General features: G+C 61.4%; 3 protein-coding genes and 1 pseudogene. 3 read left to right on the top strand and 1 reads right to left on the bottom strand.

What is annotated here, in order from left to right; genetic code table 11:
* Nucleotides 1–92 precede the first annotated feature (92 nt).
* The 3 genes and pseudogenes from F604_RS12960 to F604_RS0111375 form a co-directional block, all read left to right on the top strand.
* Nucleotides 93–179: pseudogene (locus F604_RS12960) on the top strand (transposase); the annotation flags it as partial.
* A 593-nt stretch (nucleotides 180–772) separates the two neighbouring features.
* The gene (locus tag F604_RS0111380) at nucleotides 773–1,636 is read left to right on the top strand and encodes a GIY-YIG nuclease family protein (protein WP_019551748.1); all 864 of its coding nucleotides are present in this window, start codon (nucleotides 773–775) and stop codon (nucleotides 1,634–1,636) included.
* 144 nt (nucleotides 1,637–1,780) lie between these two features.
* On the top strand, nucleotides 1,781–3,199 hold the full coding sequence (locus tag F604_RS0111375) for an AlbA family DNA-binding domain-containing protein (RefSeq protein ID WP_019551747.1): 1,419 nt from the start codon (nucleotides 1,781–1,783) through the stop codon (nucleotides 3,197–3,199).
* Nucleotides 3,200–3,363: 164 nt separating this feature from the next.
* Here F604_RS0111375 and F604_RS12745 read toward each other — a convergent pair whose 3' ends face one another.
* Nucleotides 3,364–3,564 carry a transposase gene (locus F604_RS12745; protein WP_038044838.1) on the bottom strand — a complete coding sequence of 67 codons (201 nt, stop codon included), beginning with the start codon at nucleotides 3,562–3,564 and terminating at the stop codon, nucleotides 3,364–3,366.
* Nucleotides 3,565–3,671 lie beyond the last annotated feature (107 nt).

Genomic DNA, 3,671 nt, shown 5'->3' with positions numbered 1-3,671 from the left:
CCGGTTGCGGGCCCGGGGGTCGGGGATCTGGGACAGGGCTTCGCGCAGGGTCATGCCCCCTCTTTACTCCAGGAGCCGCATATAGGTCAAGTCTGAGAGCATACCCCAGCGATTTGACGGACGAGGAGTGGGCCATCCTGGAGCCCTTGATCCCCGCCCCCAAGCCCGGCGGCCGACCCGCCAAGGTGCCGCTACCTCCCCGTTAGGGGAACACCTTTCGGAAACGATGGGGCGAAAGGGGTCAAAGGAAGGGTCAGTTTGCAAGGGCTAATCTTGCAGCAGCAGATCTTAGCGGACACAGGCTGCTTTCCCACCAGGGAAACACCCTGAGGCCGTCTCCGAAGGCTTTTGTCCATCCGGAGGGCGGGCACGACAAGTGGGGTACGGGTAAGTAGCCCTGGGGTTTGAGCTTTAGGGGGTGGCCCGTCCCCCTTCGGGGGTGTAGGAGGGGGCGGTCAATGCGGAGGTGTCGTAGATTCCCCGGGAGGGTGGGTTCAAGCCTTTGCCTGGCTGGGGCGGAACCGACTTGAGGAATATCATGAGCCAGAGAGGGGTTAAGGAGGAGGCTACGTGGCACGTGGGAAGAAAAGAGCGCATGCGATGTGAGGAGGTCATCTGGGGTGGGGAAGGGGGTCGGCAATGGCGGAGCGCCGAACTCGTAGGCCGCGAAAGGACCACGATACGGCCGCCAACCTAGGCTTCGAGGCCCAGCTGTGGGCGGCCGCCAACTGCGGGTCAAAGACGCAGAAAAGTTCTTAGAGAGGGCCGGTTTATGAGAAAGAACGCGGGGTTCTCGGTGCGAATCTTCCTGCCCACGGGCGAGCCCGAGGGCCTACACATCGTTGAGAAGTCCAACTGGACGGGTGTAGGCATCGTCTTCCCGCGCGTACGCTTCGCTGAGGCGCGACAGCGGGAGGAGCTCAAGCGTCCCGGGGTCTACGTACTGTGGGGCCCGGGCGAGTCCGGCCAGCTTCCCCGCGTGTATGTGGGCGAAGGGGATACGGTCTTACCTCGCCTGGAGCAGCATGCCAAGCAGAAGGACTTCTGGATGCACGCCGCGGTCTTCACCTGCAAGGACACAAGCCTGAATAAGGCGCATGTGAAGTACCTCGAGGCGCGGCTCGTAGCCCTGGCCGCAGAAGCCAAACGGGCCGAACTGGACAACGGCAGCATCCCCCAACTTCCTACACTCTCCGAGGCCGACCAGGCGGATGCGGAGGCCTTTCTCGCCGATCTACTCCTTTGTCTGCCAGTCGTTGGCGTGAGCTTTTTCGAGAAACCCAAAATCGGGGGCGAGAAACGCCACGAACTCTACTTAAGAGCGAAGGGTATCGAGGCCCGGGCTCAGGAGACGGCCGAAGGCTTTGTGGTAAGGGCCAGCTCCCAGGCAGTCAAGCGCGAGGTGCCCTCAATTCCCCGACATCTGAGCGAACTGCGCCGCTCACTCCTGAAGCAGGGCGTGCTCGAGGATGCCGGGGAGGTCTACCGATTTACCCAGGATTACATACTCGATTCGCCCTCGACCGCGGCCGGGATAATCCTTGGCAGGTCGGCAAACGGAAGAATCGAATGGAAAGATAGGCATGGGCGGACCCTGAGGGAGCTGCAGGAAGAGGGAGTAAGCGGTCATGAGTGAGCATTTCACAGAATCCACTGTCGAATCCGCAAGCGGCTCTCCGACGTCTTTGAGGATGAGCTCTCCCATCTCGCACGGTTATGACCCCGAGGGCTGCAGGAAGTGCTGAGCATCCTGGGGCTTCAAGGCAAGGGAACATAGCGCATGGGGAAGGCTGAGGCGAGGGAAGGCCAAACCCTGGAGTTCAAAAGGCAGTGGACCGAGCGGGCTCTGGAGGATCTAGCGGCCTTCGCCAACACGGAAGGCGGCAGGCTTCTCCTTGGCGTCCGAGACGATGGGGAAATTGTTGGTACTCGAGCGGATGACCGTGAGCTCCAGCGCATCGCCAACCTCATCGCCGCCCATCTGGGCATCACGCCGTCGGTTCGCGTGGTGGAGATGCAGGGCCTGCCGGTGGTGGAAATTCGGGTAGACCCGGCCCCGGGGTTGGTGCCCTACAAGGGGCGGTATCTCCGCCGCGTGGGCAGCACAAACCGCGATTTCTCCCCCGAGGAACTGGCCCGCCATATCCTCACGCGTTCCGGGAGGAGTTGGGATGGGCTCCCCAGCGATTGGACGCTGAAGGAGGTGGATCCGGAAGCCCTGAAGGCCTTTGCCCGCCTGGCTCGAGAGAGGCTTCCCCATGTAGATCTCTCCGATCCCGAAGGGACGCTGCGCAACCTCAACCTCGTAGAGGGGGAGCGGCTGAAGAACGCAGGGGTGCTGCTCTTTGGCAAGCGGCCCCAGCGCCTCTTTCCCCAGGCGCAGGTACGCATCGGCATCTTCCGGGGGGACGAGATCTTGGATAGCCACGATTTCACCGGGACCTTGTGGGAGCAGTTAGACGGGGCGATGGCACGCTTTCGCCAGGTGCTCAAGGTGCGCTTTGATGTCCGGGTGGAAGAGCCCTCTTTAGAGGGGTTAAAGCGCGAAGAGACATGGGAATATCCCTTGGAGGCCCTGCGGGAGGCGGTGGCGAACGCCCTCGTCCACCGGGATTACACCTATCCGGCGGACATCCAGATCCGCCTGGAAGAAGACCGCCTGGAGGTTTGGAGTCCGGGGGAGTTGCCGCCACCCCTGACGCCTGACCAGCTCTATCAACCCCACTCGTCGGTGCTTCGCAATCCCCTAATCGCCCAGGCCTTCTACTTTGCCGGCATCATCGAACGCTGGGGCACGGGCACCACGCGCATCGTCCGCCTCTGCCGGGAGCAAGGGCTTCCGGAGCCCGAGTTTGCGAACTGGCAGGGCGGCTTTCGGGTGACCTTCCTGAAGGACCCCTACACCCCGGAGCGGCTGCGCAAGTGGGGCCTGAACGAGCGGCAGATCAAGGCGGTGCTGTATGTTAAAGAGCATGGCGCTATTGGGAACAAAGAGTATCAGATGCTCACGGGTATCACAAAGGCCACAGCGTCTCGCGACTTAGACGATCTGGTCAAAAGGGGGATCTTTGTTAAGATCGGCGCAACGGGACGAGGCACACACTATGCGTTAAAGGGCTCACAAGCGGCTCAAAGGGCTCAGAAAGGGCTCAAAAAGGACTCAAAGGGGTCAAAAACGGGTCAAAGGAGCAACAAGTAACCCGATGGAGGAAAAGCATGATGCCTGAGCGTCCAGATATGTCCCCCGGCTACCGTATGATCGAACTGAGGCCTTTGCCCGAAGAGCAGCGGGTGGCTAAGGGTATCTGGATAGGGAAGCTGACTATGATCCAAGAGGCTGTCGTAAAACCCTCCCACCCCACCTCAGGCGGCCCTGGCCAGCCGCTTCACCAGTAAGCGTATCATGCCCAAGTACATCCAGGCCTCCGTTACCTCGGGATGGTACTCGTAATCCTTCCCCAACCTCCGGTTCCGCCCCATCCAGGCAAAGGTGCGCTCCACCACCCACCGCTTCGGCAAGGGCTTGAACCCCTTCACCCGCTCTGTCTCCGGAAGGGGATTGATCCGGCCCCTTGAACTTAGACACTTTCATCCTGCCTCCCGTGTGATGCCCTTAGCGCTCTGCCCTAGAACCTCATCCATCACCTCCTTTGGCGTCCGGTAGCCCAGCC

This window comes from Thermus scotoductus DSM 8553, from assembly GCF_000381045.1.
Lineage (GTDB): Bacteria > Deinococcota > Deinococci > Deinococcales > Thermaceae > Thermus > Thermus scotoductus.
The sequence above is the reverse complement of the archived record's forward strand: the minus strand, read 5'-3'. Positions and strand labels throughout refer to the sequence as shown.

Bases quoted from the DNA above. Each gene is read 5' to 3' on its own strand.
- F604_RS0111375 (WP_019551747.1), top strand. From the start codon at position 1,781: ATGGGGAAGGCTGAGGCGAGGGAAGGCCAAACCCTGGAGTTCAAAAGG.
- F604_RS0111380 (WP_019551748.1), top strand. From the start codon at position 773: ATGAGAAAGAACGCGGGGTTCTCGGTGCGAATCTTCCTGCCCACGGGC.